The organism is Marinobacter sp. SS5-14b, assembly GCF_030541005.1.
Classification (GTDB): Bacteria; Pseudomonadota; Gammaproteobacteria; order Pseudomonadales; family Oleiphilaceae; genus Marinobacter.
In genome coordinates this window covers 335,000-361,762 of sequence record NZ_JASSVM010000002.1, presented here as the reverse complement: position 1 = coordinate 361,762, position 26,763 = coordinate 335,000, and the positions used below count along the sequence as shown (strand labels likewise).

At 58.1% G+C, this 26,763-nt stretch carries 25 protein-coding genes and 1 tRNA gene; 11 read left to right on the top strand and 15 right to left on the bottom strand.

Features of this window, described 5'->3' with window-relative positions; genetic code table 11:
• Positions 1 to 390 precede the first annotated feature (390 nt).
• On the bottom strand, positions 391 to 1,362 hold the full coding sequence (locus tag QPL95_RS05635; protein ID WP_303290024.1) for a radical SAM protein: 972 nt from the start codon (positions 1,360 to 1,362) through the stop codon (positions 391 to 393).
• Complete coding sequence (locus QPL95_RS05630; protein WP_303290023.1) at positions 1,328 to 3,538, bottom strand: FAD-dependent oxidoreductase; 2,211 nt, start codon at positions 3,536 to 3,538, stop codon at positions 1,328 to 1,330. The genes QPL95_RS05635 and QPL95_RS05630 overlap by 35 nt, the downstream gene beginning before the upstream one ends.
• Positions 3,539 to 3,725: 187 nt before the next feature.
• Between QPL95_RS05630 and QPL95_RS05625 the strand changes: the two genes are divergently transcribed.
• Both QPL95_RS05625 and QPL95_RS05620 read left to right on the top strand, forming a co-directional pair.
• A complete protein-coding gene (locus tag QPL95_RS05625) occupies positions 3,726 to 4,448 on the top strand; it encodes a haloacid dehalogenase type II (protein ID WP_303290022.1) in 723 nt (240 codons plus the stop codon).
• A gap of 5 nt (positions 4,449 to 4,453) precedes the next feature.
• A complete protein-coding gene (locus QPL95_RS05620) occupies positions 4,454 to 5,059 on the top strand; it encodes a TetR/AcrR family transcriptional regulator (protein WP_303290021.1) in 606 nt (201 codons plus the stop codon).
• A 99-nt stretch (positions 5,060 to 5,158) separates the two neighbouring features.
• Here QPL95_RS05620 and QPL95_RS05615 read toward each other — a convergent pair whose 3' ends face one another.
• Both QPL95_RS05615 and QPL95_RS05610 read right to left on the bottom strand, forming a co-directional pair.
• Positions 5,159 to 6,010: a UDP-2,3-diacylglucosamine diphosphatase gene (locus QPL95_RS05615; protein ID WP_303290020.1), complete on the bottom strand. Its 852-nt coding sequence runs from the start codon at positions 6,008 to 6,010 to the stop codon at positions 5,159 to 5,161.
• A 145-nt stretch (positions 6,011 to 6,155) separates the two neighbouring features.
• Positions 6,156 to 6,779, bottom strand: a complete 624-nt coding sequence (locus QPL95_RS05610; protein WP_303290019.1) for a YbhB/YbcL family Raf kinase inhibitor-like protein — start codon at positions 6,777 to 6,779, stop codon at positions 6,156 to 6,158.
• A gap of 268 nt (positions 6,780 to 7,047) precedes the next feature.
• Here QPL95_RS05610 and QPL95_RS05605 point away from each other — a divergent pair, with 268 nt between their 5' ends.
• A complete protein-coding gene (locus QPL95_RS05605; protein WP_303290018.1) occupies positions 7,048 to 8,358 on the top strand; it encodes an NAD(P)/FAD-dependent oxidoreductase in 1,311 nt (436 codons plus the stop codon).
• 16 nt (positions 8,359 to 8,374) lie between these two features.
• Here QPL95_RS05605 and QPL95_RS05600 read toward each other — a convergent pair.
• Positions 8,375 to 8,448, bottom strand: a tRNA-Gly gene (locus QPL95_RS05600).
• Between the two features lie 70 nt (positions 8,449 to 8,518).
• Between QPL95_RS05600 and QPL95_RS05595 the strand changes: the two genes are divergently transcribed.
• The 3 genes from QPL95_RS05595 to QPL95_RS05585 all read left to right on the top strand — a co-directional run bounded on the left by QPL95_RS05595 (position 8,519) and on the right by QPL95_RS05585 (position 11,407).
• A complete protein-coding gene (locus tag QPL95_RS05595; RefSeq protein WP_303290017.1) occupies positions 8,519 to 10,231 on the top strand; it encodes a potassium/proton antiporter in 1,713 nt (570 codons plus the stop codon).
• 124 nt (positions 10,232 to 10,355) lie between these two features.
• Entirely contained in the window at positions 10,356 to 10,910 is a 555-nt protein-coding gene (locus QPL95_RS05590) for a murein L,D-transpeptidase family protein (RefSeq protein ID WP_303290016.1), read from the top strand.
• A 215-nt stretch (positions 10,911 to 11,125) separates the two neighbouring features.
• Positions 11,126 to 11,407, top strand: a complete 282-nt coding sequence (locus QPL95_RS05585) for an Lpp/OprI family alanine-zipper lipoprotein (RefSeq protein ID WP_303290015.1) — start codon at positions 11,126 to 11,128, stop codon at positions 11,405 to 11,407.
• Positions 11,408 to 11,474: 67 nt separating this feature from the next.
• On the opposite strand, the gene QPL95_RS05580 is transcribed toward QPL95_RS05585, so the two are convergent.
• From QPL95_RS05580 to QPL95_RS05550, 7 genes are all read right to left on the bottom strand, one after another.
• A complete protein-coding gene (locus QPL95_RS05580) occupies positions 11,475 to 12,260 on the bottom strand; it encodes a slipin family protein (protein ID WP_303290014.1) in 786 nt (261 codons plus the stop codon).
• A 27-nt stretch (positions 12,261 to 12,287) separates the two neighbouring features.
• On the bottom strand, positions 12,288 to 13,754 hold the full coding sequence (locus QPL95_RS05575; protein WP_303290013.1) for a nodulation protein NfeD: 1,467 nt from the start codon (positions 13,752 to 13,754) through the stop codon (positions 12,288 to 12,290).
• Positions 13,755 to 13,775: 21 nt separating this feature from the next.
• Entirely contained in the window at positions 13,776 to 14,528 is a 753-nt protein-coding gene (locus QPL95_RS05570; RefSeq protein WP_303290012.1) for an SDR family oxidoreductase, read from the bottom strand.
• Between the two features lie 36 nt (positions 14,529 to 14,564).
• On the bottom strand, positions 14,565 to 15,611 hold the full coding sequence (locus tag QPL95_RS05565; RefSeq protein ID WP_303290011.1) for a L,D-transpeptidase family protein: 1,047 nt from the start codon (positions 15,609 to 15,611) through the stop codon (positions 14,565 to 14,567).
• A gap of 115 nt (positions 15,612 to 15,726) precedes the next feature.
• Positions 15,727 to 17,118 carry a DHA2 family efflux MFS transporter permease subunit gene (locus QPL95_RS05560; protein WP_303290010.1) on the bottom strand — a complete coding sequence of 464 codons (1,392 nt, stop codon included), beginning with the start codon at positions 17,116 to 17,118 and terminating at the stop codon, positions 15,727 to 15,729.
• 3 nt (positions 17,119 to 17,121) lie between these two features.
• The gene (locus tag QPL95_RS05555; RefSeq protein WP_303290009.1) at positions 17,122 to 17,547 is read right to left on the bottom strand and encodes a MarR family transcriptional regulator; all 426 of its coding nucleotides are present in this window, start codon (positions 17,545 to 17,547) and stop codon (positions 17,122 to 17,124) included.
• Between the two features lie 152 nt (positions 17,548 to 17,699).
• Positions 17,700 to 18,983, bottom strand: a complete 1,284-nt coding sequence (locus QPL95_RS05550; protein ID WP_303290008.1) for an MFS transporter — start codon at positions 18,981 to 18,983, stop codon at positions 17,700 to 17,702.
• Between the two features lie 237 nt (positions 18,984 to 19,220).
• Between QPL95_RS05550 and QPL95_RS05545 the strand changes: the two genes are divergently transcribed.
• The 4 genes from QPL95_RS05545 to QPL95_RS05530 all read left to right on the top strand — a co-directional run bounded on the left by QPL95_RS05545 (position 19,221) and on the right by QPL95_RS05530 (position 24,068).
• Entirely contained in the window at positions 19,221 to 20,120 is a 900-nt protein-coding gene (locus QPL95_RS05545) for a YafY family protein (RefSeq protein WP_303290007.1), read from the top strand.
• A gap of 12 nt (positions 20,121 to 20,132) precedes the next feature.
• On the top strand, positions 20,133 to 21,884 hold the full coding sequence (locus QPL95_RS05540) for an ExeM/NucH family extracellular endonuclease (RefSeq protein ID WP_303290006.1): 1,752 nt from the start codon (positions 20,133 to 20,135) through the stop codon (positions 21,882 to 21,884).
• 116 nt (positions 21,885 to 22,000) lie between these two features.
• On the top strand, positions 22,001 to 22,888 hold the full coding sequence (locus QPL95_RS05535) for an alpha/beta fold hydrolase (RefSeq protein ID WP_303290005.1): 888 nt from the start codon (positions 22,001 to 22,003) through the stop codon (positions 22,886 to 22,888).
• Positions 22,889 to 23,024: 136 nt separating this feature from the next.
• Positions 23,025 to 24,068: an AraC family transcriptional regulator gene (locus tag QPL95_RS05530; protein WP_303290004.1), complete on the top strand. Its 1,044-nt coding sequence runs from the start codon at positions 23,025 to 23,027 to the stop codon at positions 24,066 to 24,068.
• Positions 24,069 to 24,079: 11 nt separating this feature from the next.
• On the opposite strand, the gene queE is transcribed toward QPL95_RS05530, so the two are convergent.
• On the bottom strand, positions 24,080 to 24,739 hold the full coding sequence (queE, locus tag QPL95_RS05525; RefSeq protein WP_303290003.1) for a 7-carboxy-7-deazaguanine synthase: 660 nt from the start codon (positions 24,737 to 24,739) through the stop codon (positions 24,080 to 24,082).
• The gene (queC, locus tag QPL95_RS05520) at positions 24,739 to 25,404 is read right to left on the bottom strand and encodes a 7-cyano-7-deazaguanine synthase QueC (RefSeq protein ID WP_303290002.1); all 666 of its coding nucleotides are present in this window, start codon (positions 25,402 to 25,404) and stop codon (positions 24,739 to 24,741) included. Before queC ends, queE begins: the two co-directional genes overlap by 1 nt.
• Before the next feature lie 150 nt (positions 25,405 to 25,554).
• On the opposite strand from queC, the gene QPL95_RS05515 reads away from it, so the two are divergent.
• On the top strand, positions 25,555 to 26,070 hold the full coding sequence (locus tag QPL95_RS05515) for a hypothetical protein (RefSeq protein ID WP_303290001.1): 516 nt from the start codon (positions 25,555 to 25,557) through the stop codon (positions 26,068 to 26,070).
• Here the strand turns inward: QPL95_RS05515 and QPL95_RS05510 are convergent.
• Positions 26,039 to 26,275: a hypothetical protein gene (locus QPL95_RS05510; RefSeq protein ID WP_303290000.1), complete on the bottom strand. Its 237-nt coding sequence runs from the start codon at positions 26,273 to 26,275 to the stop codon at positions 26,039 to 26,041. The genes QPL95_RS05515 and QPL95_RS05510 overlap by 32 nt on opposite strands.
• Positions 26,276 to 26,763 lie beyond the last annotated feature (488 nt).

Genomic DNA, 26,763 nt, shown 5'->3' with positions numbered 1-26,763 from the left:
TCCCCCGGGATTTCTGGTTTGGGCGGTTTCGGCACTGGCAGGCAGGGGTTCAAAAAAACGCCCGTTAACCCATCCATGGGGGGCTTGGTCGCGCCGTCCATGGCGCTCCACATTTTTTGAACCCCTGCCTGCCAGCGCCTCGTTCAACTTCAATCGTGCCTGCCCCGACAAAGGAGTAACTGCCAAGAAGTGAAGCTCCGGTGCTCTTTCTTTTCCTTAACCATCAGTTACGAATAGCAAAGCCACATCCGCGGTCTGGGTGGTGAGGTTATTTTCCCGCCAGGAAAAAGATGTCTGAGCGAAGCGAGTTGTTTTTCCCAAGGGAAAATAACCTCACCACCCAGGCCGCCAATGACCAGCTATCAGTCCTGAAGAATCCAGGACCAAGCCTCAGGCAGGCGCCGAACAACTGGCCCCAAAGCGGTAACAGGAAAAACACCTGTGATGCCGCAACATGATGCGCTCATCCATGCTCTCAGCCAGCGTACCCCCGAGGTCATACTGAGGATCATCATCCACCAGCGTGCAGGCATACACTCGAACCTGATCCCCCTTCTTCACCAGCATTCGGGTATACGTACACATGAAATGAGAGCGCGCTTCCGGAGTCGGATACTTCTCCATGCAGGTCTCGGTAATCTCCGGGCTGCCATCTTCCGACCCGGGCGTGCCCAGGTCCGGAAACGCGGTAAACGCCAGGTTCTCCGGAACGTTCCATTCCCGGAAGATGTCACGGAAGGCCGCCTCGACATCGGCAGGAGTTTCCCCCGGATCGGTCTGACGGGCGATGGACACCTTAAAGCCCTGTTCAATCAGCCAGCGGATACCTTGCAGGGCCTCATCAAAGCTGCCCTCGCCGCGGTCCTTGTCATGCCGAGCGCGGTCGGGGAAATCCAGGCTGACCCGGAAGTGAATCGGGTAGGGGTTGTTCAGTAAGGGCAACACTTGATGTTGCCGTTTATGCAGCGGCTCGGTGGCGTTGGTCAGCACAAAACAAGGCCGGTGCTGGCTGGCGTAATCCAGGATATTCACGAAATCACGGATCACGAACGGCTCGCCGCCAGTGAAGGAGAACTGCTCCACGCCCATGTCGATGGCTTCGTGGATAAACGGTTTTACATCACTGAGCTTCATGCCCGGAATTCGGCCGTCGCCCGGGTGGGAGCCTTCCAGGCAGAAGGGGCAGGCCAGGTTGCAGGCGGTACCGGTGTGAATCCACAGCTCTTTGAGCCTACCTGCATCAATGTAACCCCGGGGGTCACCGTTGCGGGTGTGGGTCCAGCTGTCAAAAGCCCGGGGTTCCAGCACTTCCACGGCCGGAATGCGTTTACTGCGGGCCGGTGGGGTTTCGGTCAGGGGCATAACGGCTCCTCAATGCTTTGGTATTTTTGCCACGGCGCCAGCCATGGAGCTTTTCCAGCAGTTTCAGCAGGCCTTCGGGCGCATGGGCCCGCCTCCATTCACCGGCGGCGTATTTCGCCGATTCGTTCCAGGTTGGATACGGGTGAATGGTGCCCAGGATCTTGTTCAGGCCCAGGCCGTGCTTCATGGCCAGGGTGAACTCGGCCAGGATTTCGCCCGCGTGGGTGCCCACCACAACGGCACCCAGGATCCTGTCCTTACCCGGCGGAGTCAGCACCTTGATGAAGCCATGGTCCTCGCTCTCGGCAATGGCCCGGTCCAGGTCGTCCAGGCCGTAACGAGTAACCTCGTAGGCCACGCCCTTTTCCTTTGCTTCAGCCTCACTCAAACCAACTCTGGCCACTTCCGGCGAGGTGAATGTCACCCAGGGCATTACCCGGTAATCCACCTTGAAGCGCTTGAACTGCCCGAACAGACCGTTGACGGCCGCGTACCAGGCCTGGTGGGCCGCAGCGTGGGTGAACTGATAGGGCCCGGCCACATCACCGCAGGCGAACACGTTCGGATAACGCAGGCTCATGTCCTCGTCCACCGGTACGGTGCCATTGGGCAAGGTGTCCACACCGATCTGCTCCAGGTTCAGGCCAGCGGTATTGGCGGCACGGCCAACCGCAACCAGCACCTGATCGAAAGGAATGCGCACCTGATCACCCTCGTGCTCGCAGTAGGCAACCTTCTCTCCATCTTCTATACGGAATTCCACCGCAGAATGTTTCAACCGGACATCGATTCCGTCGGCTTCAAACTGCTGGAGCACCAATGCCGAGACATCCGGATCCTCTTTGGCCAGCAGCCGCTCCCCTTTTTCTACCTGGGTGACCTGACTGCCCAGCCGGGCAAACGCATGGGCCAGCTCGGAGCCAATAGGACCACCTCCCAGCACCAGCAAACGTTCCGGTTGTTCCTGAAGATCCCACAGGTTATCGGATGTGAGCGGATGCATATCCTGAAGTCCGGGAATAGGCGGCACCGCCGGCTTACCTCCGGTGGCAACAATAATGCTACGGGCGGTCAGGCGTTCGGTACGACCATCGTTGTGCTGCACTTCAAGCTCCCAGGGCGACACGAAGCTCGCTTCTCCGGCAATACAATCCACGCCCAGCTTGCGGTAACGCTCGGGGGAATCGTGGGGCTCCACTTTCGCGATGACATCCCTGACCCGGTTCATGATGCTCTTGAACGAGCCTTTCACGGGCACGGACTCCAGCCCGTAACGATTGGCATGGCGCAGGGTATCCGCCGCCCTGGCGCTGCGGATCAAGGCTTTGGAGGGCACGCAGCCGGTATTCAGGCAATCGCCACCCATCTTGTGTTTCTCAATCAGCGCCACCTTGGCTTTCACGGCGGCGGCGATATAGGCCGACACCAATCCGGCGGAACCGCCGCCGATGACCAGCAGGTTGTAGTCAAAATGCTCAGGCTTCTGCCAGCCGGCATACACCTTGCGCCGGCGAATTAAGCCCACTACAAACTTGGCCATCAGCGGGAACATCGCCAGTAGTGCGAAAGACAGCACCAGGTTAGCCGAGAATATGTCATCGGTAGATTGGATCTGCCCCAGTTGGGTGCCCGCATTCACATAGACAAAGGTCCCGGGCAACATGGCAATCCAGCTCACCAGCGCATAGGTACGCAGCTTCATGGCCGTGAGGCCCATGGCCAGGTTAATCAGGAAGAACGGGAACACCGGCACCAGGCGCAGAGTTGCGAGGTAGAACGCCCCGTCTTTTTCAATGCCCCGGTCCATTTTCGCCACGGTTTCCCCGTAGCGCTTGCGCAACGTGTCCCGCATCAGAAACCGGGCCACCAGGAAGGCCAGGGAGGCACCGATGGTTGAGGCAATGGAGACGGCAACCAAGCCATAGAGATTTCCGAAGAAAGCGCCGCCCGCCAGGGTCATGATCGTAGCACCGGGCAGGGACAGAGCTGTTACCGCCACATAGATCAATGCATAGCCCGTTACTGCCAGCAACAGGTTGCGGTCAATCCACTGTTCGATTGCACTCTGATGGGACTGCAGATTTTCCAGGGTAAGCAGTTTATGCCCGTCGAAACCCAGGAAGATCCCTACGATGGCGCCAATAATCAGAAGAAGTAATAGCTTGCTGCGATTCATATCCATGCCTGTCTGTGGTGTATAGACCATACGCTGTTATAGCAAAGACACGATCACACGCTGGATGTTACAGCGTTCCTGAATTATTATTTTTGAACATTCGCTACAAAATAACCGAAATTTGGTAGATTCGGCAACGATAAACAGTAGCACTCGCTCAACACAGACCGGTAAGAAAGGAACCCTCATGAATTCAGTGATGCCTCGGATTCAGAAACCCGTCCTTGTCTTCGACGTTATCGAAACCATTTTCTCTCTGGAAGCACTGGCCCAGGCGTTGCGAGCCGAAGGCCTTCCGGAACACGCAAAAGACCTTTTCTTCGCACAGCTGCTGAGGGATGCCTTCGCCACCTCAGCAACCGGAACCTATGTCCCTTTCGTCGAGCTGGCCCGAGGCACTTTGCAGGTGTTGTTGGCCAACTACGGGGTTGTTAACCGAGAAGCTGCAGCTGACCCCATCATCGATCGTATTTTGCCGGTCTTCGGTAAGTTGGATTCACATCCGGATGTCAAAGAAGCACTGACCCTGGCGAAAGACAAAGGGTTTCAGGTGTTGTTCTTCACCAACGGTTCGGAACGTAACACACAAGCACTGATCGCCCGGAATAGCTTGGAACTCCTGGTCGATCACGTGGTTTCAATCGATGCCTTCGGGCAATGGAAACCGGCAAAAACGGCTTACCAGAACGCCGTTCAGCATATCGGCAGCACACCTGAACAGTGCGCCATGATTGCCGCCCACGCCTGGGATACTGCAGGAGCACAGAACGCGGGCATGGTGACCGGCTGGATAAGCCGACAGGACAGCGTGTTCCATCCGGCGATGAAGGCACCGTTCTGTCAGTCGGATAATCTTGTCACATTGGTTGATGAGGTTTCTGACCAACTACTAACCGGGATTCAGAGGTAAACCCAATGCCAAGACCCCCAAGCTACGACCGGGAAACGGCCCTCGCCAGAGCGGTCGGTCTGTTCTGGCACAAGGGCTACCATGGCAGCTCCATGAAGCAGATTGAGCTGGCGCTGGATATGCGCCCGGGCAGCATCTACGCCACATTTGGCAGTAAAGACGGGCTGTATTCAGAAGCCCTGGCACGGTATGCGCACCAGGGCGGTGAAGACCTGGCCCAACATATGGCGGGCTACAACAGTGTGCTGGATGGCCTGCAGGCCTATCTGTTGAAGCTCGCGAGGAACTGTTCTGACCCATCGTGCGTGCCTGCACGGGCCTGCCTGATTGTCAAAACGCTGCTTGAAGCCAGCAGTACCAATACCAAACTGTATGGGCAGGCAAAGGCAGTGCTGGAGGCCATTGAGGATGGCTTTACCGAGCTGCTCGAAACGGCAAGAAAGCAGGGTGAACTCATACCAGAAACCGACTGCCGCCGGCTGGCACGGCTGATTCAGGGGCAGATCATGGGGCTGCGTTCCATGGCGGAGCGTGATCTTTCAGCCATGGAACTGGAACAGTTGGGTCAGGATATGGCGGCCATTCTGGACGCCTACCGGGTCAAAAACTAACCTGGCCGGTATCCACGCTAGGGCGCGACAGCGTTTGTCGCCATCGCCGCCAATGCGCTTTCGAGCTTGTCGACAACGGCTGTCCAGTGGCCCGGCTGGTTATCGGGCCGGACTGTTTAGCTGCTCGAGAAACGCAGCCGGCAGAGTATCGACAACCGGCCGGGTATCGCCGGAGAGTTCCGGGCTGGGCGCGTCGGGTTCCCGGCTGAGGGTGACCGGAGATTCTGACCAGTGCAAAAGTTCCAGCCGGCCATCCGCTTGCTCCACCAGCGCTGTGCAATGCTCAACCCAGTCGCCATCGTTGCAATACAGGCCGTCTTCGCTACGCAGGAAACCCGCAGAATGGATGTGGCCGCAGATAAACCCGTGATACTGGCCTTTCTCGGCGGCGGTCAGGGCAGCCATTTCAAATCGCTTGATGAAGGTTCGTGCTTTTCCTATCCGGCTCTTGATCCAGGCCGCCAGCGACCAGTAGGGCTTACCCTGGAGCCGGCGCACGGCATTGAACCACCGGTTTAGCCGAAGCAACAGACCATGGGCACGATCACCCACCAGCAACATCAGGGGACTGCAGCGCACCACCTGATCGAACTGGTCACCGTGGCATACCAGAAACTGACGGCCATCGGCGGTTGTGTGCACGGCTTTGTACAGCAATTCGATACCGGAAAAAGTCTGCCCACAGAAACGCCGGAAGAATTCGTCATGATTACCCGGAATGTACACCACCCGAGTACCCGTTGCGGCCAGCGCCAACAGTTTGTGGATGACTTGCCAGTGGCTGTCGGGAAAGTGGGCCCGGCGCTGCATGGCAATCAGGTCAACGATGTCGCCCACCAGATAAAGCGTTTCGCACTGGACGTTATTCAGGAAGTCCAGAAGATAGTCTGCCTGGCAATCTGCGGTACCCAGGTGAACATCGGATATGAATACGCTGCGATACTGTCGCATGGTGCCTCCCGTGCCATCAGGCCTGTTTTCAGGTTCCTGACGACACCTTGGCAAGGCCCGGTGACACCCGGGTGACAACCACAAGACAGTTTCATGAAGCAAGCCGGGGCCGATGTTCACCGGCTCAGGCTTAAGGGGGCAACGGTCAGCGAAGCTCCGGATTAAGGGTGTAAGTTCCGGTCACCCGGGCACTTGCCAGCACGTGACCCGCCATGGCCTCACGAACGTCATTGCCGTCAAATTCGCCATCCAGCTCCAGGCTGCTCACATCCAGTGCGTGCACTTCAAAGTGATAATGGTGGATGATCTCATCATTCCAGGGCGGGCAAGGCCCATCGTAGCCGGCGTAAGTACCTGCCATGTCAGGATTGCCTGCCAGAAACTGGGTGTAGTTGTTCACGCCCCGGACGCCAATCGGGCCCGGCCCGTGGTTCTTGCCCTTGGGGCTGACCCCATCACTGTCTTCACCTTCCGGAATCCGGCTGACACTGGCCGGGATATCCACCAGTAGCCAGTGGAAGAAGTCTACCCGGGGCAACTCGGCAGCAACCGTCTTGCCTTCCTGATTCACGTCATCCGCAACGCTGGGCACATCCGGATCGAACATCATCACGACAAAGCTTTTGGTCGCTCCGGGCGCGTCTTCCCAAACCAGTTCCGGATTACGGTTAGGACCAAAGTTCATGTGGTCCTGTTCGTTAAACACGCCAAAGGCGAATTTCTCCGGAACAGGCTGGCCTTCCTCAACGCCTCGAACTTGCAGCTTCACAATCGGATCTCCTGTCGGCTTGTTGATCGGTGGATTACAAGGTTTTAGCAGTGGCAGCCACATCGTGTCCAGTATCGCTGCCGCCTTGTTAAGGCCATACTGTGGGACAAACGGTCGGCGATTGTCTCTCCCTGACTACGACGTTAGTATAAAGGGCGAAGATAGCTCCCTAACCAAGCAAAGATGGATACCGTCTTCAAGCCAGTGGCGACAGCCAAGCGTTTTCCCCGAGAGCGTTTGGCTCTCATCACTTAAGGGTCGGACGTTTATGGATAACCTTCATCACATTGTGGTTGTCGGCGGTGGCGCCGGGGGACTCGAACTGGTCACCAGCCTGGGCAACAAGCTTGGCAAGAAGAAACGGGCCAGAATTTCGCTGGTGGATGCCGGCCTGACCCATGTCTGGAAACCCCTGCTACACGAAGTGGCCTCTGGCTCTCTGGATGCCAGCGCCAACGAAATCAATTATCGGGCTCACGCCCGCAAGCACCACTACGAATTCCAGCTCGGCCGGATGACCGGTCTCGACCGCACCGCCAAAGACATTGTGATTGCAGCCTTCCACGACGAGGAGGGCAACGAGGTGGTTCCCGAGCGTCGTATCCAGTACGACACCCTGGTGATTGCTGTGGGCAGCACCGCCAACGATTTCGGCACGCCCGGCGCCCAGGACCACTGTCTGTTCCTCGACAGCCTGCGCCAGGCCCGGCGCTTTCATAACCTGATGCTGAACGCCTTTCTGCGAAAAAATCACGAGGCCCTGCAGGGTAAACCCCACGCGCTGAACATCAGCATTATCGGTGCCGGTGCCACCGGCGTGGAGCTTGCGGCGGAGCTTCGGCTGGCGTCCCGCGAATTGCCGGTTTACGGCATGAACCACCTGCAATCCTCGGATGTATCGATCAGCGTGATTGAGGCCGCCGACCGGATTCTGCCCGCGCTGCCGGGGCGACTCTCAGCGGCGGCAACCCGAGAGCTGGAAAAACAGAAAGTGACGGTGCTGACCGGGCAGCCGGTTAATGAAGTGCGCCAGGACAGCCTGGTTATGCAGGACGGCACCGAGCTGCCCTCCGAGATGACCATATGGGCGGCCGGCATCAAGGCGCCAGCATTTCTTGCCGGGCTCGAAGGCCTGGAAGCCAACCGCAGCAATCAACTGGTGGTCGAGCAAACCTTACAAACCACCAATGATGCCGACATCTTCGCCTTTGGCGACTGCGCCGCCTGCCCGCAACCGGATTCTGACCGGCCCGTGCCACCCCGGGCACAGGCCGCCCACCAGCAGGCAGACGCCTTGTTCAAAACACTCTGCAATCGCCTGGAAGGCAAAGACGCCGTGCCTTTCGTGTACAACGATCACGGCTCGCTGATCAACTTCAGCCGCTACACCACGGTAGGCAACCTGATGGGCAATCTGTCCGGTCGCAGCATGTACATCGAAGGCAAGGTGGCGCGGCTGTTCTATGTCTCCCTGTATCGGATGCACCAGGTGGCCTTGCACGGGTTTCTCCGCACCGGCGTCATCTGGCTGATGGATAAAATCAGCCGGGCGATGCATCCGCGTTTGAAGCTGCACTGAGGTCAATCGTCAGGACTGGAGCGGGCGATGGGAATCGAACCCACGTCATCTGCTTGGGAAGCAGAGGCTCTACCATTGAGCTACGCCCGCCTGCATAATGGCTGTTCACGCAATATAAGCCCGGGGCCACGCTCGGGCAAGCCCTCTGGTCTGGAGTCTGATGGATCCCACGTTCACCCTCATTGGCGCCCTGATGCTGGTTTTCAGCATCGTTCTCAGCCCGCTTTCCAGCCGGGTGGGCATGCCGGTACTGCTGATTTTTCTGGTGGTCGGCATGCTGATGGGCGAGGACGGCCCTGGTGGCATTGAGTTTGACAATGTCGAGCTGGCTTTTCTGATTGCCAATCTGGCGCTGGGCGTCATTCTGCTCGATGGCGGCATGCGCACCCGGGTGGAAACCTTCCGCGTAGGACTCCGGCCAGCCATGGTGCTGGCAACCCTGGGAGTCGCCATGACCGCCTGTGGTGCTGCCGTGGTGGCCTGGTGGGTGTTCGACCTGCACTGGTTAATCGCACTGTTGATCGGCGCCATCATCTCATCCACCGATGCTGCAGCCGTGTTTTCTCTGTTGCAGGGCCGTGGCCTGCACCTGAACGAACGGGTCAGCGCCACACTGGAAATCGAGTCCGGCAGTAACGACCCGATGGCCATTTTCCTTACCCTGATGTTGGTGACGTTGATCAGCGAGCATCAGGACGGCGCCTTCGTCTCGGGTTTGGTAATGCTGGTAAAGCAGTTCGGCATAGGCGGGGCGGCCGGCTTGCTGGGCGGCTTCGTGATCGTGTCACTGGCGAACCGAATCCACCTCACGCCCGCTCTGTACCCGCTTTTGGTGGCGGCGGCGGGCATCGCTGTATTTTCTGCGACCAACGCCATCGGCGGCAGTGGTTTCCTGGCGATCTATCTCAGTGGTGTTGTCGTCGGCAACCGGCAGGTCCGAATGATGCCGATGATTTTGCAGGTACACGACGGCCTGGCCTGGCTCGCCCAACTGTGCCTGTTCTTGATTCTGGGGCTGCTGGTGAATCCGTCAGACCTGATACCACTGGCCGGCGGCGGGCTGATTCTGGCGTTCGCACTGATTTTTGTTATCCGTCCATTGACCGTGGCACTGACACTCTGGCCCTTTGGCTTCAACCGGCGGGAACTGGGCTTTATCAGCTGGGTCGGTCTGCGGGGTGCGGTGCCGATTGTACTGGCGCTGTTCCCGGTCATTGCCGGGCTGCCCGATGCCCAGCTGGTCTTCCACGCGGCCTTTTTTATCGTGCTGGTATCACTGATTGTGCAGGGCACCACCATGGCGCCCCTGGCCAGAAGGTTGCAACTCGAAGTCCCCGCCGGGGAAGACCCGTTCCGACGGCTTCCGCTGGATGCCCCGGCGGCCGGTGACCATGAGCTGATGCTGTTCCCGCTGCGCGGAAAGAACTGGCAGTCGCCAAGAAAGCTCGGCACCTTGCGGCTACCGGAAAACACCGCCGTCGCCGGCGTATTCCGGGACCGGAAATGCCTTCAGCCTACCAAGGATCTGGAGGTCTGCTCCGGTGATGTTGTCGCCATGTTTGCCATCCCTGGCGTGGTTACTGAGCTGGGCAAAGCTCTGAGCGGCAGACAAGCCCCCAAACATCTTGCGGAACGAGCCTTCTTCGGTGATTTCGTACTGAATGGGGACGCCATGCTGGGTGATGTGGAACAGGTTTACGGCATCGAGTTTGATGAGTTGCCACCGGAGCTTTCCCTCGCCGAATGCTTCGCCCGGCGCACCAAAGGCCATCCGGTGGTTGGCGACAAGGTCACCCTTGGCCCTGTAACGCTGGTAGCGAGAGCCACCGAGGCAGACCGTGTCACCAAGGTCGGCCTGAAGATGGATTCGTGACCGACATCCAACCCGGGATAACGAAAGCCAAGAAAAGTAACAAAACCCCTTATCAAAGCCCCCGCCGGCTATGTTATAAACACTGTGAACAAAGTTTAACCATTATCCCAACAGTGCTGGCGCTATGATTTTTCGAATAATTCTGACAACCCTGATCTTCTCCCTGACAACCTTGGCTCAGGGCTCTGAGTTCCTGGCGCGGGCAGATACCCGCATGGTGATCCCTGATCCGGCACCCACCGCCGACCCGCAATTTGCCATAACCGAGGTGCTGGTAAAGAAGGGGGAGCGCAGGTTATATCTGCTCAACGGGGATGAGAAGGTACGCAGCTACCGCATATCGCTTGGCGAGAACCCGGTGGGACACAAGCTGTACGAGGGCGACGAGCGCACACCCGAGGGCAGCTACCTTCTGGACTGGCGCAACTCCAACAGCGACTTCTACAAGTCCATGCACATTTCTTACCCCAGCCCGGAAGACAAAGAGCTGGCTGAAGCCTGGGGCCTGGACCCCGGTGGCAGCATTATGATTCACGGCCTTCCCAACAACGCCGGGGATCTTGCCTTTGCATTTACCGGGCTGGACTGGACAGATGGCTGCATTGCCGTCACCAATGAAGAAATGGATGAAATATGGACACTTGTTGACGACGGCACGCCGATCCGAATTGTGCCCTGACGCCCCCTTTATTCTGCAAACCTTTGCTGGACAACGCATTACGTTGTTGTCATAAGCTAAGAAAAATCACCTATACTCAGTTAACATTCTGTCTCAGAGTGTTTTACACTGTTTAACGACTCCGGTAGTCAATGCCTGCTGGGCTTGATTGACAGGAAGTCGTCCGAATGACTTCCGGATCACAGGAAATAACACGACCAATAAGGGGATTTACAATGCGTAAACTGACGATCGCTGGGTTTGCACTGGCCACTGCTCTGACTGCAGGTTGTGCCACAACTGAACAAGCTGCTATCGACGAAGCAAATGCAACTGCAAGCTCCGCCGAGCAAACCGCTAACAACGCTCTGAACACAGCTAACAGCGCTGCCAGCTCTGCTCGCACTGCTCAGCAAACTGCTGAGGAAGCGCTGGCTGCCGCCCGCGCTGCTCAGAAGTCCGCTGACGAAGCGAACGAGCGCGCCAAGCGTATGCTGGAGCGTGCCAGCCAGAAGTAAGGCTGACGCTTAGCGAGAAAAGGCCGGTTCAACCGGCCTTTTTTGTGCGCGTTTGAAAGCCTCGCCTTTACGGGTCGGGCTTGTCGGTCGCCTTGTCGTTCTGATTCTGCATAAAGGTTTTCATCATATCCATCGGCAACGGAAACACGATCGTCGAAGAGTTGTTGTTGCTCATATCGGCCAGTGTCTGCAAATAGCGAAGCTGCATGGCTCCGGAATTAACCGACATGACCTCGGCCGCCTCAACCAGTTTCTTTGATGCCTGCAATTCACCCTCAGCGTGAATCACTTTCGCCCGGCGCTCCCGTTCGGCTTCCGCCTGGCGTGCAATGGCGCGAATCATCGATTCGTTCAGGTCCACGTGTTTGATTTCGACGTTAGCCACCTTGATACCCCATTCCTCGGTCTGGGCGTCAATGATTTCCTGAATGTCTTCGTTCAGTTTGTCTCGTTCGGACAACATCTCATCAAGATCATGCTTGCCCAACACCGAACGCAGGGTGGTCTGGGCTAACTGACTGGTTGCCGCACCATAGTCCTCGACCCGGATGATGGCTTTTTCCGGATCGACCACCCGGAAGTACAGCACAGCATTCACGCGCACCGTCACGTTGTCCTTGGAAATCACATCCTGACTGGGCACATCCAGGGTAATCACCCGCAAATCCACGCGGGTAATCTGTTGAATGCCCGGAATCACAATGATCAGGCCCGGGCCTTTCACGCCCTGGAAACGCCCCAGGAAGAACACCACGCCACGCTCATACTCCGGCAGGATCTTGATGGCAGAGCCAATGATCAGCAGCAGTACCACCGTCGGTGCGATGTAGGGAATCAGGTCGCCGATATTCATACAGCCTCCTTGTTTTACCTTTCGTGGTTACCCGTTGTTAGGAATATCCGGGCCGGATTCGGGCGCCACCTGCAAGGTTAGCCCACTCACCCCAAGTACCCGAACCTGTGTTCCCTGGAGTACCTCCGATTCACTGACAGCGTTCCAGCGCTCACCGCTGACTCTTATATGGCCACGGAACTGCTGGTGATGCGGCGTGAAGTCGTCCAGCGCCAGTCCGGTTTCATGCACAATTTGCTCGGTGCCGGTGACCGGGTGACGCCGCCTGAGCCCGATAAAACGAGAGACCGTCCAAAGAATAAAACCAGCCGCCACCAGGGCCGTTCCGCCTATGGCGGGCAAGGATATCTCCCGATGACTGCCATCCATCAGGATCACCGAGCCGGTGACAAAGGCCACAATGCCGCCGATTCCCAGAATCCCGAAACTGGGCACGAAGGCCTCACCGACAATAAACGCCAGCCCCAACAGAATCAGCGCCAGGCCGGCGTAATTCACCGACAACACCTGAAACGCAAACAACGCCAGCACCAGACAGATGGCACCAATCACTCCAGGCACCACCGCGCCGGGATTGGCCAGCTCAAAAATGATGCCGTAGAAGCCGATGATCATCAGGAAGTAGGCCACATTGGGATCAGTAATCACCGACAACAGCCGGGTGCGCCAGTCTGGCTCTGAACGAACCAGCGCCAGACTGGTGGTTTCCAGCACGCGTTCACCGGAGGCCATCCGCACCGTCCGGCCATCAATGGCGTCAACTAGGGCGCGAAGATCCGGCGCTACCACGTCGATGACATTCAGCTCGAGGGCTTCAGAGCTGCCCAGGTTAACGGCTTCGCGCACCGCCTCCTCGGCCCAATCGGCATTGCGGCCATGGCGCTCTGCCAGCCCGCGAATGTAACTGACCGCGTCTTCCAGAACCTTGCGCTCCATCGCGGTTTCGCCACGGCGCTTATCCGGCTCCTCGATGCCGCTTTCAGTCGATTCAGAGCCGGCATCGGGCTCAGCGTCGGGAGGGGCCGCCGGCTCAGAGCCCGGCAGACCGCCCATCTGCACCGGCGTTGCCGATCCGAGATTGGTCGCAGGCGCCATGGCGGCAATGTGACTGGCATAGAGAATGTAAGTCCCGGCACTGGCGGCTCGGGCGCCTTGGGGAGATACATAGGAAACGACGGGCACTTCGGAGGCGAGGATTGTCTTGATGATCTCCCGCATGGAATCCATCAGGCCACCCGGCGTATCCATTTCAAGAATCAGCAGGCTGGCGCCTTCCTGCTCCGCCCGCTGGATGCCACGGGTTACGTAATCCATGGTGGCCGGACCAATGGCACCCTGCACAGACAGTACCAACGCGGTTCGGGTGCGTTCCTGCTGGGCCAGCACCTGCCAGGACAGGCTGGCCAGAGCCAGCAGAGCGCCAGCCAGAAACACCCCGAGCCAGAAACTTACCCGGCGGTTGTGTAGCCAGGCTTTGTTGCGGTGTGTCAGCATCTTGCCCTCCCACAAAGGTGGTCAGAACATTTTTGCCAGCAAGGCCTCCGGCAGGCGCCTCAGAACAAAGCCAATCGGAGTCCATGGCCAGGCCGGTACAAAATGTTCCGCTTTCCCGGCCTCTATGGCTTTCACCATAGCACGGCAACCGGTTTGTGCATCGACGATGAAAGGCGTGTTCTTAACCTTCTCGTTGATTTCGGTACGGATATATCCCGGGTACAACGTGGTTACCCGGATTGGTGACCGGTGCTTTTTCAGTTCGACCCTCAAGCCTTCACAAAGAACCGCCAGCCCGGCTTTGGTGGCCGCGTAGGTGGTGACATTTCCCGGCATTCCCCGCACAGCCGTCACAGAAGATACGGCCACCAGATGGCCCCGGTTCTGTTCCCGGAAGATTTCCATCGCCGATTCGATCTGTGCCAGGGCGGCCACAAAATTGGTTTCAGCGGTTTGCCGATTGGCGTCGAAGCGGCCGGTCCCCAAGGGCTGCCCCTTGCCGATGCCGGCGTTTACAATGATCCGGTCCAGCGTGCCGAAGTCCGCCCGAAAAGCCTGAAACACCTCGCGCACCTGGGGATGATCGTTTACATCCAGCGCCCGCACACCGATGGTAATGCCCGGATGGGCCTTCTCAAGCTCGGCTTTCAGGGTATCCAGCCGCTCAGTCCGGCGGGCACACAGCGCCAGATTGTCGCCCCGGGCCGCAAACTCCCGGGCCATGCCTTCTCCAAGGCCGGAGCTGGCACCGGTAATCAGAATAGTTCTGGTCATCTCAAGGGTTCCCTGTGGCAGTCCCACTCAGGACGGTCAAAAGTACAGTGTTTGCTCGGGTTTGGTGTCGGCTTCCGGCGTATCACCGCCTTCCTCCGCAGCCACCCGGGTGAGCTTCTCACCAATCATAGTCGGTATGCCATCCGCCTGATCCACGGCCACTTCAATAGACTGGCGCTTCACCTGAATCTCCGGGTGCCTTTGCTGGAAGGCTTCCACTTTTTCCATCACCTCCCGCCAGAGCTGTTCCCGGTCTTTCGCGGTGTAATCCTCACGGGGCCGATGCACTTCAAGCCAGATTTCGCCTCCGGATACTCCGATTTTCACCGGCTCACGGATAACCTGCACCGGCGTGCCTTTTTCAACCTGGTAGACAAACCGGGATATGTCCTCGTTATACATACGGAAACAGCCATGGCTGACCGCCATACCCACACCGAATTGCTTGTTGGTACCGTGTATCAGGTAGCCTTTCTCACTCAACATCAACGCATGCGTGCCGAGCGGATTGCCCGGGCCTGGCGGGATCATTTTGGGAAGGTAATCGCCCGACGCCTCATACTCGGCCCGGATGCTGGCAGGGGGATACCAGGCTGGAGACTCAAGGGGCATAGTGACTTTTGCGTTGGTGAGCGGCGACGGGTTCTCTTCGGTGCCCACCCCGACCGGGTAAACCTGTACGCCATCTTCGGCAAAATAGTACAGCCGGTATTCCGCCAGGTTGATCACAATGCCTTCGCGGGGCGTGTCCGGCATGATGTACATCCTGGGCAGAGTGATCATGGTGCCTTCGCCCGGTAACCACGGATCTATACCCGGATTGGCCTTGACCAGTTCCAGATAGCCCATGGCCTGTTCATTACCAATGCCGGCAAAGGTGTCTTCATAGGACGTGGTAAACACTTGCAACTCACCCGCCAGATCGCCCTTCACCGGGAAGGTTGGCACTCTTGGAGAGCGGTCCGGCTTTGTTTCCGACTCTGCGCCAGCCGCCTGTCCGGGGGCTGGCTGATCACTGGCCTGAAGCGTCGGTACAGCCAACACCAGGCTCAGCATCAGGGCGAAACAGTATTTCAACTGCATAACACTCGGTTCCTGTTTATATTCATTCCGTACTGAGAGACCTGCACAAGGCTCAGGAGTTCACCACGGTTATCCCGATGATACCCCAGATCGGCCTGGCGTACTGTGCTGGCCATCAGGCCCTCATTTTCCAGACCGGAAGGGCCGCCAGCGCCACAAAAGCCGCAACCAGCCACCAGGCCGACGCAAACGCCTGAAACGTCGGCACGCCACCTTGATGCGGCCCGAACTCTATGGTCAACGCCACCACATTCACGCCCAGCGCTCCGCCCAATTGCCGCGCGAAGTTGATTGTGCTGGAACCCGCACCCAACTGCTCCGGCGCCAGTGGGTTCAGAGCACCGGTGGACAGAGCTGGTAGCATGAAGCCGATACCTATCCGGCCCAGAACTGCCCAGAAGGCCAGCCAGCCGAACCCGGCGTACTCTCCGGTCAACGCAAACAAGGTCGCAGAGACTGCAAAAACAAGAATCCCAAACAGCACCAGGCTGCGGGCACTGCGCCGGTCTGCCAACCTTCCGGCCAGCGGAAAGATGATGCCCAGCACAACACCGGCGGGCAACATCAGCAGCCCGGCCTGAGTGGCAGAGAACCCGAGTGTGGTCTGCACGAACAGGGGGATCAAATACGTTGACCCGAACAACGCCAGGCCCAACGCCATGGCGCCGAGGGTCGCAAACAGGAACACGGGCTGGCGCAGCAAGACAAGATTGACCAGCGGGTGCCTCGCCCTGCGCTCTCGTATGACGAAACCGACCAGCAAGGCCAGAACCGCCAGCGCCTGGATAACAATGCGAACTTCCTGGCCAGTCAGTGCCTGCAGCCGGGTGAGGGTGTCCAGTGTCAAAGCAATGGTGGTGCCCAGCAAGATCAGGCCGACGATATCGAAAGGGTAAGGTGCAGGGCGGGAGCGCGGTAAAGGCAGGAAACGCCACGCCATCCACACCCCCAACAAGGTCACCGGTGCGGGTGCGAACATCACGTAGCGCCAGTTGAACTGGTCCACCAGGAAGCCACCCAGTACCGGCCCCAGTGCAGGTGCCAGAATGACACCCATGCCATAGATGCCCATGGCCTGGCCGCGGCGGTTCGCGGGGAAGATCCTGAACACCAGGTACATGCCCATCGGCTGCATAAGACCGGCCATGGCGCCCTGGCCTATACGCGCGACAATCAGCTGCCCGGGTGTATCCGCAAAGCCGCCTGCAATCGAAATCAGCGTGAAGAGCGCCATGGCGAAGGCCAGCGTCAGCCGCACGCCAAAGCGGTCGAGCAACCAGGCCGAGGCCAGCATGGTGGTGGTCATTGCGGCGATAAAGCCGGTCGCCAGCCAGTGCACCTGGCCCTGACGAATCCCGAATTCAAGCATGATGTCATGCAAAGCGACGTTGACCACGGTGGCACTGAGCACCGTTGCCATGGTTCCGAGCACCACGGTCAGCACCGCCAGCCAGCGCCAGCGGTCACCATATCGGGCTTTCAGACCCTCTACGGAATTATCCGGCAAGATTTACTTCTGCTTTTCGGCGTTTTCCATGATCTTATGGAAAACTTTGAGGGCACACTCAATGTCCTTGTCGGAAACGCCGTCCAGCATCTCTTCACGCAGAGTCGCCGCCCGCTCTGACAACTCTTCCATAAAATCGACGCCGGCTTTGGTCAGGTGCAACCTGCGAGCCCGGCGATCGTTCGGGCAAGGCCTGCGTTCAATCAGATTCTGCTCTTCAAGGCTGTCCAGCAGGCGAACCAACGTCGGGTTTTCAATCGCCATCAGGCCCGCCAACTCTCTTTGCGTGAGCCCCTCGCCGCCCTGCTGCAGATACACCATGGTGCTCCAGCGGGCCTGGGTAACGCCCAGATCTTTCAGTCGCTCATCCAACATCTTCCGCCAGCGACGGGTAACACGGGCAACAGCAAACGGAAACTGATCTCTCATGGTTTTCACTCCTGATTAAGGCCCGGCCCCGGGTAGACCCCGACAACCACCATGGCGCTTACTTTATTGAAAGTTCAACAATAGTAAGCTAACCATTGTAATAAATACAAATAACAATCCGGAAATGTAATGCAAGACAACCAAAAGGCCTATCAGCTCGCCTGACGGATCTCTTCCTGCATTTCTTCAACTTCCGGCGACTCGTGAAATTCTTCATTCCGCGGATCAATTTCTGAAAGCACCGGAGACGCTTCCGGCATCGCAGGAACAAAGTGCTCCTGCTCTGCCACCGGCACGTCTTCGGTGTGAGTGATGCGGTAACTGGTAATAACCGCCAGCAATACCAGGAAACCGGCATTGCCATAAAACAGGCCGGACGGTCCCAGCAGGTTGATCAGTTCGGCCATGGTTATCGGGCCGATTACGCTGCCAATGCCGTAGCTCAGCAACAAAGTCGCACTGGCAGCGACAATGCGGTTGCTGTCCATACGGTCATTGGTAATGGCTACAGCAATCGGGTACAGCGTGGCCGACAACCCGGTAAACAGTCCCACCAGCAGCGTAAGCAGAGCCAGGTTGGTCGCGCCCATAACGGCAACACCCGTAGCTGAAGACGCGGCCGTCAAGGCGACCCAGAACATGACCCGCCGGCGGTCAAACCGGTCACATACCAGACCCAGGGGCCAGGCCAACAACATGGCTGCAATAATTGCGCTCGCCATAAAGGTTGAGGTTTTCGCGACATCCAGCCCCACCATGGTGGCGTAAACCGGCCCCATGGCGTAAAAACCACCAATCAGCACGCCACTGATCAAGGCACCGGCAACGCCCGAAAACGATTCCCGGGCAAGCTTGAACACAGACATTCGGCTGGTCTGCTCAATCGGTGGCGCCTCCATTCGGGTAAGCGATAGCGGAATCAGTGCCAGGGTCAATAGAATGGCCGCCAGAGAAAACGGCAGGAAGTCGGAGGGGTTGCCCACATTCACGATGAGCTGACCACCTGCGGCGGAGAGATAGAAGACAATCTGATAGACGGCAAACATCGAACCACGATTGGCATTGGTGGCGCGGCTGGAAAACCAGCTTTCAATCACCACCAGCACGCCGGCAACACTGAAACCGGATAAGACCCTCAACACGGCCCAGAACAGTGTCGAAACCGCCATCGGATACATCAGGGAGACCACAGCGGCCATCGCGGCAAAGACCGCAAACGCCCGTATATGCCCGACACGGCCGATGATTTTGTGAACGTAGAGGGTGCCAACCACAAACCCGATGGAATAACACACCAGCACCCAACCGATCACATCCGGCGAGACATCCTCAATACTCAGGCGAATACCCAGCAGCGTCATCAGAAAGGCGTTACCACTGACCAGAAACACGATACTCAGGATCAGGGCTGACAAAGATGCGACCATTCTGGTCATTGGGAACTCCGCAATAACGGTGAGAAAACACACAAAGAGAATAGCAACATCATTAATTGCCAGCTGGGTGCTATTTAATCAGCCCGCCGGTTACCGGGCACTAGGGACTTGCCGAGACCTTGTACTACAATAGTATTGATTTGACATTGTTTTACATTAATGGGTCGTAACAGAACCCAGCAGCCGTACCGAGTAACATAAGCCGTAAGCTACTTACTTGATCATGAGCGCCTGGTTATGAAGAAAACGGACTGGCCCATTCGTTGGGATCTACTGCTTCGCTATCGACTCATCGAAATCATAGCACTTTGGGAAGGTCGCCTGACCACCAACCATATCTGCCACAGCTTTGGCATTGGTCGTCAGCAGGCCTCGAAAGACATCAATACGTACCTGAGAGAACTGGCTCCCGGCAACCTGGTTTATGACCGGCACCTCAAGGGCTATGTGCCCGCGGCCGGGTTCAAACCGGTGGTAACCCGGGGCGAGGTTGCCGAATACCAGGATCTGCTGTCCCAACAGCAAAACCTCAGCGACACCTTTTCAGATCTCGAACTGAGCATGCCGGGCAATACCGTGATTCCGGCCCCCGGAAGGTACATAGCACCGGATATCATGCGCGCAGTTGTCAGTGCAACCCGCTATCACCGTCAACTGAAAGCCAGCTACGTATCGCTCAGCCGGCCCGAAGCCGTTGAAAGCGTACTGGAGCCACACTCACTGGTTTGCACAGGAAATAACTGGCACGTTAGGGCCTGGTGTGGCGCCAACCGGGAATTCCGGGATTTTGCCCTGAGCCGTTTCCAGGGCAAGCCTGAAGCCTTGCGACAGAAATCCCGACACACCGCGCAACAGGATGAAGACTGGCAGCGCACCATTACCCTCGACATCGTGCCAGATCAGAGACTGACCGACGCCCAACAGACAATCATCGCCCATGACTACGGTATGGAGAACGGCTACCTGCAGGTGAAAACCCGCGCAGCGCTCGCTCCTTACGTTCTGTCACAGCTGGGCATAAGCTTTGAAAACAATCACCCGGACCCACTCATTCAGCAGCTCGAGCTGGCCAACCCGGACCGACTTGGCTTTGGCAGCAAGCGGGAACGGGCACTGAAAGCGGTGGCCGGTCTCTGATAGACTGGCCCGGTGACCAAACAACCGCTGTTTACCCTGACCATTGCCTCAGTACTGCTCATGGGCGCAGTACTGCCGGCAATGGCAGCCGCTGACGCCTGCGGCGATCCCGCCACCGGCATTCACCAGATTCAGGGCAAGGGCCCGGAATCGCCACTGGCAGGCCAAACGGTTTCAGTTGAAGGCATTGTCACCCACACAGCAGGTTACAAGGGTGGTTTCAACGGCTTTTACCTTCAGCAAGCTGACGCCGAAACCGACAACAACGCCGCCACATCAGAAGCGCTTTTTGTGTACACCCGGCGCAAGGCAAGCCCGGGGCAGCGTTTGCGCCTCACTGGTTCCGTAAAGGAATTTCACACACTCACTGAGCTGGTCAATGTAAGCCGCCTGAAGGTCTGCGGCCAGGCGCCTTTGCCCAAGCCGATTGAGGTGTCATTACCCTGGTCCCACACGCCCGAAAGCCTGGAAAACATGCGCGTGCGTTTCACCCGCCCGCTCACGGTCACAGACCATTACAACCTGGCCCGGTTTGGTGAATTAACGCTGGCACACACTGATCAGGTAACCCCCACCGAATACCTGCAACCCGGCCCTCGCGCCGTTCGTCAATCCCGGTACAACGCCTATCACCGAGTGGTGCTGGACGACGGCAAAAGCTTGAGGAATCCAAGGCCGGTGCCGTGGCTGGAGCAAGGTGCCGAAAACACGATACGTGCCGGTGACATAGTTACTCGATTGAACGGCGTGCTGGACTACCGGTTCAATCAATGGCGAGTCCAGCCCATGGAGCAGCCGACATTCACCCGCCCACAGTCGCGACCAGCGGCGCCGCCCCCGCCCTCCGGAAGCCACACCAGAATTGTTGCTCTGAACCTGGAAAACTACTTCAACGGGAATGGTACCAACGGCGGTTTCCCGACACCCAGAGGCGCAGAAAGTGCCCACGCACATGCCAGCCAGGCCAGGCGCATCGCCAGCGCGCTTTCGCTGAGCAAACCGGACATCCTTGCTCTGACTGAATTGGAGAATGATGGCTACAGCCAAGCCAGCGCCCTGGCTCAGCTAGCACGAACACTCGGGCCTCAGTGGCGTTTCATTGAAACCTCCGGCCAGGATGGCTCCGATGCCATTCGCACGGCCTTGCTGTTCCGGCGCGACCGTGTGGTTCCGGAGGGGTCCCCCCAGCGACTAACGTCCGGCGCTTACCGCCATCGTGGCCGGCCGCCACTGGTACAGATTTTCCGCCCCATCAACGGCGGAAAGTCGGTGCGTGTTGTGGTCCCCCACCTGAAATCCAAATCCTGTCGTCGGGCGAAAGGCCAGGACACTGACCAGCACGACGGGCAGGGCTGCTTCACCCATTACCGCACTCAGGAAGCCCAAACCATATCCCGCTGGCTTGAATCGCGGCCCGATTCTGAAAATCCTGTGGGCACGCTGATCACCGGCGACCTCAACAGCTATGCTCGTGAAACCCCCGTTGACGTGTTGCGTAAAGCAGGCTTCGTGAGCCTTGTTCATAATTTCCATCCCTGCCAACCGGATGACTGCCCTCAACACAGCTACCGTTACCGGGGGGAAAAAGGCGCACTGGATTACGCACTCGCCAGCCCCGGCCTGTTGCCACAGGTTAGCGCAGCGCAAACATGGAACATCAACGCCGACGAACCCAAAGCCCTCGACTACCAGCACACTCCGGATCTGTCCGGCCCATGGCGCACCTCAGATCACAACCCGCTGATCATTGATCTGCAACTCTGAGGCCCGGCCATTACGGTGGCCTTGCTGCCAGCGGGCGCAGGCAGTGCGGCAATAGTACCGGGGGGCCTGCCCGTTAAACTGAGGGCCGGATACACAGTAAAAAGGTTATCGCGTTGATGAAAATTCCCGCCCCCAATTTATGGCCTGCGGCCCGCATCGGGCAACGGTGGCTGCTACGTGCCCGCAGACAGGAAGCTCTGGTTGATAGCCACCGGATGGTGTTTCTTGAGCGGGGCCAGCCCGGACCTGGCAGGCCCACGCTGGTGCTGTTACACGGCTTTGCCGCCATGAAGGAAAACTGGGGGCTGTGGATGCAGCGGTTGCCTGCCAACTGGCACCTGTTGGTGCCTGATTTGCCCGGTCTCGGTGAAAGCCAGTACCACAGCGATGCCAACTACGGCTACGAGAGCCAGGCAAACAGGCTCAGCCAATGGCTCTCCGGGTATGCCACTGACAACCTGCATATTGCCGGCAGCTCCATGGGCGGCGCCATTGCCTCGGTGCTTGCCCACACTCTGGAGACGCCACCTCGCTCCGTTACCCTGCTGAACAGCGCCGGCATTCCGGAACACGCTGACGTCGACATCGATGCCCCGTTCAAATCCGACCGGGACGCCATCCTCATCCCCGGTGACTGGGCAGGTGTTTACCGGATGTTCAACAGCGTCGGTAACGGTAAGCCGACCCTACCGGGTGTTGCCATGACCGGTCTGCTGGGGACAGACCTCCTGCAGCGGCAGGTTTCGCTTCGGCACATTTTTAACGACATGCTTTCCGATGCTCTGGCACCGGCCCGCTATCTTGGGCCTGAAACGCCGCCACTTCAGGTGCAATGGGGCGACAAAGATGTCATCACCCCAACCCGCTGTGTTGACTGGTTCGGCACCGCAACACCCCACGCGGAAGTTCACGTATTCCGGGGTGTCGGACACCTGCCGATGCTGGAAGCCCCGGGCCGCTCTGCGGCTGTTTTAAAAGCCTTTATCGACCGCCATAGCTCGTAGACAAAGAGCTCCGGGGGGCCTTCGAATTGGCCCCTCTGGCCTGTTGACCCGTCAGTGAAGTCATGGGGCTGAGGCCACCAACGGGTGATAATCAGAACCACTAACATAACAACAACAGTCATTGACGAGGAAACTCATGGGCGCCTTAGCATCTACCTCACAAGATCTGGGCATGCCGGCCATCTATCTGCACACACTGGCCGAGTTGCTCCACACCCTTGGTGTGGATGAAAGAGACCTGATTCTTCGGGTCGGCCTGGACCCGGCCCGCCTCAATTCAACTGATCTCCGGGTCAGCCAGGCGCAGGCCGCCGAGTTCGTTACCCGGGCCATCGTTGAGAGCGGCGAGCCCGGGCTGGGCATACTTCTGGCCAGAGAGCTGAAACTGCCGCTACACGGTGCCCTTGGCACCGCCGTCATGAGCAGTCGCACTCTGGAAGAAGCGCTCGAGCTGATGACCCGATACCTTACGCTGCGGGTACCCCATCTTGAGGTGCGTAAACAGATGTCCGGTCAGAATGCCTGGTACTCCGTGACCTGCAACGCAGAACTCGGACCGATTCTGGGCTTTGTGCTCGATGCGGTACTGTTTGGCTGCGTGTCGATGGGGGCGCAACTAACCGGTACCGCCGTACCGGGCGTGCGGGTGGTACGACGAGGACAGGAACCCGGTCACTTCCACCGTTTTCGCCGTTTGATCAGCATTCCGGTGGAGTACGGCGCCAGCGAGAATGCTCTGGTGATCCCGGTCGCCCAATTGAGCCTGCCGGTAAGATTCAGTAACGAGCAATTGGCTGCCAGCTCGAGGGAGCAGTGTGAACAAGCATTGAAGGCCCTGGAGGAAGACTCCGGATTTGCCTGCCGGGTCAGGAGGGTCATCGAGGCCAGCCACCCTTTTCCGCCGAAACTGGCAAGGGTCGCCAGCACCCTGTTTGTATCCGAGAGAACCCTCAAGCGTCGACTTCAGGAAGAGGATGCCAGCTTTCAGAGCCTGGTTGACCAGGTGCGACTGGATCGCGCCCGTGACCTGCTTGGCAGCACCGGTATGAATCTGAGTCAGATTGCCGATGCGCTGGGTTATGCCGACGCCGCCAACTTCACCCGGGCCTTCAAACGCTGGACCGGGCTGAGCCCCAGCCACTATCGTACCCGGGCGAATGAACTGCTGGAAAGCGCCTGAGTTCAACAGCCTCAGTCGATTCCAATGATCTTGTGCATCTGCAGCGTTAACCGCCATTGCGGATGAGCCAGGCAATAGTCCGTGGCCTTTCGGGTATTGCTCTGCTTGATCGGATCGTCGCCAGCTTCCGGGACGGAGGCTGAGGCCATGGGCGACAGGAAGTAGTGCCGGGCACGGATCTGGTCCAGAAATCGTTCCGGCGGCGCCAGCAACTGCGGAAAAACCAGCTTCAGTTCATCGCATTCGGTGATCACCACCTCGGCATCGGCCTTGGGGCTGACACAAAGCCAGTCAATGCCTTCCGGAGCCGGCAGAGTGCCGTTGGTTTCCACCCCCACTTCAAAACCCGCCTCGTGAAAGGCCTTCACCAGGGGCGCATCCAGCTGGAGCAGCGGTTCCCCGCCGGTACACACTACGTAAGGCTTGCCAGGTGCCTTCGGCCAGAGGTTGCGAATATGGTCCGCCAGAGCTTCCGCGGTTTCAAACTGACCACCGTTCTGACCATCTGTTCCGACAAAATCTGTGTCACAGAAATCACAGACGGCAGTCTTTCGGTCCCTTTCCCGGCCGTTCCACAAATTACATTTACTGAACCGGCAGAAGACCGCCGCCCGGCCAGCCTGGGCGCCCTCGCCCTGCAGGGTATAAAACGCCTCTTTCACCCGGTACATCAGGCATTACTCTCATAAGCCAGCGGATCTTCAAGGCCATGGGCAGCGAAGGCTTCCAGTCGCTCCACGCAGGAGCCGCATCGGCCACAGGCCTGCTCACGGCCGTTGTAGCAAGTCCAGGTATGGCTGTAATCAAGGCCCAGTTTCAGACCTTCAGCCAAAATCTCGCCTTTATCCATGGCCATGAATGGCGCCTTGATCGCCACCGGCTCATAGTTAGCCACCCGACAGACGGCGTCCATTTTTTCGACAAATTCCGGCCGGCAGTCCGGATAGATCGCGTGATCGCCGCCATGGGCTCCGTACCAAACCGCTTGCGCACCCACCGTGACGGCGTAACCGGTAGCCAGTGACAGCAGAATCATATTCCGGTTGGGCACAACTGTGGCTTTCATGCTGTCCTCCTGGTAGTGACCCTCCGGCACCTCCACATTGGAGGTCAGGGCTGACCCGGCCATAACGTCGCTCATGGCCCGGATATCGATCACCTTATGGGGAATGCCTTCAGCCTCACACACCGCGCGGGCAGCATCCAGCTCCCGTAAATGGCGTTGGCCATAATTAAACGACAGGGCATGGACTTCGCAGCCCTGCGCACGAGCCAGATGGAGCAAGGTAAAAGAGTCCATGCCTCCGGAGTAGATAACGACAACTGTGTCAGTCATGGAGCGATCACCAGGGTATCAAGGGGAATTGTCATCGGGGTTTTATAAATCATGGGCATATTGTAACAGCGCAGCAGCCGCTTGGGTTCGCGTGAGAGAAAGATCGGGAGTAAACTCAGATGAAAGCGAACAACAATCAGCATCCGCTCAATGACAGTTAACACAAGCCCGGCATTTATAGATTTTGAAGCATCCAGCCTTGACCTGATCGCCAGCTACCCGATCGAGGTCGGTATATGTATGCCTGACGGTACGCTGCACAGCTGGCTTATTCGGCCCCACGGCAGCTGGAAAGACTGGTCCGAAAGCGCTGAAACCATTCACGGGATCACCAGGGCAGAGCTGGAGAATGAAGGCGTGCCTGTGATGCAGGTGGCTGAAGAGCTCAACGCACTGTTGCTGTCCTGCCAGGTGTTTTGTGACGCCTGGACCTTTGACAGCTTCTGGCTGCACCGCTTGTACCGGGCGGCCGGGACAACTCCGTCATTTCAGCTGGAGTCCGTTTCCATGCTGCTAGATCACGCGCAGGTCAAGCAGTGGGCCGGTGTTCGCCAGGGCGTGATCGCCGATCTCGGCCTGCCGGTTCACCGGGCCGCCAACGATGCGCTTATTCTGCACCACACCTGGGATCGGGTTATTTGCCGGGGCGAAGCCGCAGTGCAATAACTTCCAGGCCATCACGTATCGTGTGCAGCGTCCAGTAGGTCGCCAGCGCCATCAGGCCAGCGCCGGTCACGGTAAAGGCAAGACTTTCGCCAACCGCTTGCCCCTGGGCAATCACCAGGTAGATGCTGACGGCAGCAATCAGCGCCATTTCGACCACAAAATCTGAACGGAATCTGTTTTGGGCGGGTCCGGGGTCTTCGGGCATTTTCTTAGGTTTCAACCTCTTGGCGTGTTTAAAAAGACGATCATTCAATGCTTGAATTATCGCCAATTCCATCGGTTAAAACTGTACGAATTAGTGGCTACGAAATAACCGAGACCGGCACCGTCGCTGTTATTCAGGCGAAAAAAAACGCAGCCAAAACGGCTGCGTCAGAAAGGAGAGATCCAAACAACACCTGAGCATCAGGTATTGAGGATTGCACAACGTAAAAACACGTGACGGAGAGAATTATCGTCACCAGCCCCTGAAACGTCTGTAGGGGTTTGCCGAAGAAGCCCGCCTATTGCAAACCAGGCAATAGCCTATACACTGATGACCGAATCGAATTCAAAGAGCCGATATGACCCGAATGATGACCCAATACACCGTTTATTCAAACGCCGGTTGCCCAGCAGGGCAGGCCTTGCGTGCCATGGTAAAAGACATCTAACGGCTTTCGGTCCAGTCCCGGGAGCCATTGAAGCGACCGG